This window comes from Pantoea septica (assembly GCF_002095575.1).
GTDB classification, from domain to species: Bacteria; Pseudomonadota; Gammaproteobacteria; order Enterobacterales; family Enterobacteriaceae; genus Pantoea; species Pantoea septica.
This window is the reverse complement of record NZ_MLJJ01000074.1, coordinates 1-4,067: the sequence shown is the minus strand read 5'-3', so window position 1 is coordinate 4,067 and position 4,067 is coordinate 1. Positions and strand designations below refer to the sequence as shown.

Genomic DNA, 4,067 nt, shown 5'->3' with positions numbered 1-4,067 from the left:
TTATGGGCGCTTTTTTCGTTCAGGCACGCTGAGATGCCTGACGTGCGGGATGAGAACCTGTGCAGGTTCGACTGAATCGCCGGGAGCGATTCAGGCTGATGCATCGCATCACCCGTAGGGCAAGGCCCGGGACGGGCCGGGGCAAATCCTGCACGACCCACCAATTCAGAAAAAAGCGCCTTATGGGCGCTTTTTTCGTTTCTGCGCACCGCGAGTTAGTGCTTTTCAGCCGCACGGGATGGGCCGTTATGTAGCATCGTGCGGCGCTTCAAAAAATCAGGGGTAGCTTTCCCTGTCTTTTCCAAACCTTAACGCTTTCCTGCCTCAAGCCTTTTTCTCCTGAACCGATAACGATTGTGTCTATTTGCAAGGAGAAAGACCATGTCATCGATATCCGCTTTATCTGGCAGTACAGGCAGCAGCGCCGGCAGCAATGTCAGCATCTCGTCGCAGATTTCCGCACTGAATAAGCAGATCCAGAACATCACGAAGCAGGTCAAAGAGCTGTCGGATAATCAGGAGCTGACCGACGAGCAGAAGTCGGAAATGGAGCAGATGTATCAGTCGCAGATCGCCATGCTCGAAGCGCAGATCGCCCAGCTGGAGCAGAAGCAAGCAGAGCAGGCGCAGCAGAACAGCGAGCCGGCGAATCAGGCTGGCGGCGTAAAGGCCGCCGACGGTGTGAATCGTCCAACGGAAGCCAACCAGCTTAACGTCTATATCTAGAACGCCGGATTGATCGTGCGTTGTTGCGTCAGCAGCGTCGCCTGCTGACGCGCTTCCTGCCAGATTGCCTGCGCCGCCGGCGTCAGCGAGCGGTTTTTGCGCTTGACCAGCATCAGGCTGCGGTTGATTTCAGGATAGAGTCGACGCACCGTCAGCGCCCTGCCCGCTGGCAGCGGCAGCGCCAGCGCCGGCAAAATACTGATGCCGATGCCTGCATCGACCATGGGGAACAGCGTCGCCGGATGACCGATATCCTGCACCACGTTAATTTCCACCTGCAGCCGCCGCAGCGCCGCGTCAATTAACACGCGGCTGCCAGAGGCATAATCCTGCAGCACCACGTCGCGTCCCGCCAGCATGTGCCACTGCACCCTATCGATCGCGGCAAGCGGATCGTCGCTGCGGCACAACAGTAAAAAAGGCTCTTCCAGAATCGACTGACAGTCGAGGTCGCTATCGCTAAGCGGGCCGATCACGATGCCGAAATCAACTTCAGCATCGCGCACGCTCTGTAAAACCACCTGCTGCATCCGGTCATGCAGAATGACGTGGATGTCGGGATAGCTTTTCTGGCTGGCGGCAAGACACTGCGGCATCAGATGCGCAGAGATGGTCTGGCTGGCGGCGATACGCACCGTGCCGCTTCGCTGTTCGCCGTAGCTGCGAATATCCAGCAGCGTCGAGTTCATCTCTTCCAGAAGGCTCGCCATGCGCGACGCCAGCTGCTGCCCCGCTTCCGTCAGCATAACCTCGCGCGTGGTGCGGTCCAGCAGGCGCACGCCGATAACCGCCTCCAGCTCTTTGATGCTGTGGCTGACGGCCGACTGACTCAGGCCGATCGCCTGCCCGGCCTGGCTGAAACCGCCGTGATGGGCGACGGCGACGAAGGTGCGCAGCTGACGTAACGTGTAATTCATCGAAATGGCTCATAGATTGATGCAATAAATCAATTTTATTTCTAAACCCGCATCCCTCACAATCACTGCATGCAAATTTTAACCGGATTTTAACAATGGGATTTCTGCGACTCGATCCGATGATGATCAAACTGATTATCACGGTACTGCTGGCCACCTTTTTGCCCGCTAAAGGCGTTTTCGTCGACGTCTTCGACTACCTGACCACGGCCGCCATCGCCCTGCTCTTTTTTATGCACGGCGCCAAGTTATCGCGTGAAAAAATCATCGCGGGCAGCAGCCACTGGCGGCTGCACCTGTGGATTATGTTCAGCACCTTCGTGCTCTTCCCGATTATCGGCCTGCTGATTGTCTGGTGGCATCCGGTCAAAGTCAGCGCGGAGATCTACACCGGCTTTATCTATCTCTGCATTCTGCCCGCCACGGTGCAGTCCGCGATTGCTTTTACCTCAATGGCGGGCGGCAACGTCGCGGCGGCGGTCTGCAGCGCTTCAGCCTCAAGCCTGCTGGGCGTCTTTATCTCTCCGCTGCTGGTGAATCTGGTGATGGACGTGCACAGCAGCGCACCGTCTGACGGCCTTGAGCAGGTCGGCAAAATCATGCTGCAGCTGCTGGTGCCTTTTGTTCTCGGTCACCTGTCGCGCCGCTGGATTGCCGGCTGGGTAGAAAAGCATCGCGGCCTGATCGGCAAAACCGACCAGACCTCCATTCTGCTGGTGGTCTACTCCGCCTTTAGCGAAGCGGTCGTAAACGGCATCTGGCATCGCGTCGGCATCGATACCCTGCTGTGGATTTTGGCTGGCTGCATCCTGCTGCTGGCGCTGGTGCTGACGATCAATATCTGCGCCTCGCGTCTGTTCGGCTTTAATCGCGCTGATGAAATCGTGGTGCTGTTTTGCGGCTCGAAAAAGAGCCTGGCGAATGGCGTGCCGATGGCGAACATTCTGTTCCCGGCCAGTTCAGTGGGCATTATCGTGCTGCCGCTGATGATCTTTCACCAGGTGCAGCTCATGGTCTGCTCCTGGATCGCCCAGCGATATAAAGTCAGTCACGAGAAGAAGCTGGCGCAGCAGGTGAAGCCGACCGTCGTCGAGTCGCAAAAGTAACGAAAAGCCCGCCGAAGCGGGCTTTTTTACGCATTGCGTTTAAGCGGTTTGACCAGGCCCTCCAGGCCTTCGATCTTGATAGCGAGCGTCATTTGCATTAGCTCGCCGAGATGACCCGACGGGAACTCCGCTTTACGCGCGAACCACAGCAGATAAGGCTCCGGCAGATCGATAAGCAGACAGCCTTTATATTTGCCGAACGGCATCGCCGTGTTGGCAATTTCAACCAGGTTCGCTTTGTCCATATCAGGCGTCCAGCAGCCGGATCATTTCCGCTTCGTCGATCACGTCAATCCCCAGCTCCTGCGCCTTAACCAGCTTGGAGCCCGCCGCTTCGCCCGCGATAACCAGATCGGTTTTTTTCGAGACGCTGCCGCTGACTTTTGCACCGAGCGCGGTCAGGCGATCTTTAGCCTCGTCGCGCGTGAGCTGGGTCAATGAGCCGGTCAGCACCACGGTTTTACCGGCAAACGGGCTGTCGATCTCTTCCGCCTTAACCACCTCGATTTTCGGCCAGTGGACGCCGATCTCATCCACCAGCTGGCGAATGATCTCGCGGTTGCTCTCTTCATCCATAAAGTTGCGCACGTGAGTAGCGACGACGGTGCCGACGTCCTGCACCGCAATCAGCGCCTCCAGATCGGCGTCCATCACTTTTTGCAGCTCGCCGAAGTGGTTCGCCAGGTTGGCGGCGGTCGCCTCGCCGACTTCGCGAATGCCGAGCGCGTAAAGAAAACGCGCCAGCGTAGTCGATTTCGCCTTCTCCAGCGCCTTGACCACGTTTTGCGCCGATTTCGGCCCCATGCGATCCAGACCCAGCAGCTTCTCCGGCGTCAGCCTGAAGAGATCCGCAGGCGTTTTGACATATTCGGTCTCTACCAGCTGGTCGATAATTTTATCGCCCAGACCGTCGACGTCCATGGCGCGCCGCGAAACGAAATGCTTCAGCGCTTCTTTGCGCTGCGCGCCGCAGATTAGCCCGCCGGTGCAGCGCGTTACCGCTTCCCCTTCGACGCGTTCGACGTCGGAGCCGCAGACCGGGCAATGCGTTGGGAAAACCACTTCACGCGTATCTGCCGGTCGTTCGGAGAGCACCACGTTGACGACCTGCGGGATCACGTCGCCAGCGCGGCGGATCACCACTCTGTCGCCGATGCGCAGGCCAAGACGCTCGATTTCGTCCGCATTGTGCAGCGTGGCGTTGCTGACCATCGCGCCCGCTACCAGCACCGGCTCAAGCCGCGCCACCGGCGTTACCGCGCCGGTGCGGCCCACCTGAAATTCAACGTCGCGCACGAACGTCATCTGCTCCTGCGCT

The 4,067-nt window shown here is 58.4% G+C and carries 5 protein-coding genes; 2 read left to right on the top strand and 3 right to left on the bottom strand.

The window, feature by feature from the left end; all coding sequences use genetic code 11:
- Nucleotides 1–381 precede the first annotated feature (381 nt).
- Nucleotides 382–726 carry a FlxA-like family protein gene (locus HA46_RS20550; RefSeq protein ID WP_084886567.1) on the top strand — a complete coding sequence of 115 codons (345 nt, stop codon included), beginning with the start codon at nt 382–384 and terminating at the stop codon, nt 724–726.
- Here HA46_RS20550 and HA46_RS20545 read toward each other — a convergent pair.
- Nucleotides 723–1,643, bottom strand: a complete 921-nt coding sequence (locus HA46_RS20545) for a LysR family transcriptional regulator (RefSeq protein ID WP_033791732.1) — start codon at nt 1,641–1,643, stop codon at nt 723–725. The genes HA46_RS20550 and HA46_RS20545 overlap by 4 nt on opposite strands.
- A 95-nt stretch (nt 1,644–1,738) precedes the next feature.
- Between HA46_RS20545 and HA46_RS20540 the strand changes: the two genes are divergently transcribed.
- A complete protein-coding gene (locus HA46_RS20540) occupies nt 1,739–2,749 on the top strand; it encodes a bile acid:sodium symporter family protein (RefSeq protein ID WP_084886560.1) in 1,011 nt (336 codons plus the stop codon).
- 26 nt (nt 2,750–2,775) lie between these two features.
- Here the strand turns inward: HA46_RS20540 and HA46_RS20535 are convergent, their stop codons facing one another.
- The gene (locus HA46_RS20535; RefSeq protein WP_033791735.1) at nt 2,776–2,994 is read right to left on the bottom strand and encodes a DUF3820 family protein; all 219 of its coding nucleotides are present in this window, start codon (nt 2,992–2,994) and stop codon (nt 2,776–2,778) included.
- 1 nt (nt 2,995) lies between these two features.
- Nucleotides 2,996–4,067: NAD-dependent DNA ligase LigA (gene ligA, locus HA46_RS20530; protein ID WP_143807701.1), on the bottom strand; the 1,072-nt coding region annotated here is incomplete at its 5' end.

What these genes read in the sequence shown, in the direction of transcription:
- HA46_RS20550 (WP_084886567.1), top strand. Translation starts at nt 382, where the DNA reads ATGTCATCGATATCCGCTTTATCTGGCAGTACAGGCAGCAGCGCCGGC.
- HA46_RS20545 (WP_033791732.1), bottom strand. Translation starts at nt 1,643, where the DNA reads ATGAATTACACGTTACGTCAGCTGCGCACCTTCGTCGCCGTCGCCCAT.
- HA46_RS20540 (WP_084886560.1), top strand. Translation starts at nt 1,739, where the DNA reads ATGGGATTTCTGCGACTCGATCCGATGATGATCAAACTGATTATCACG.
- HA46_RS20535 (WP_033791735.1), bottom strand. Translation starts at nt 2,994, where the DNA reads ATGGACAAAGCGAACCTGGTTGAAATTGCCAACACGGCGATGCCGTTC.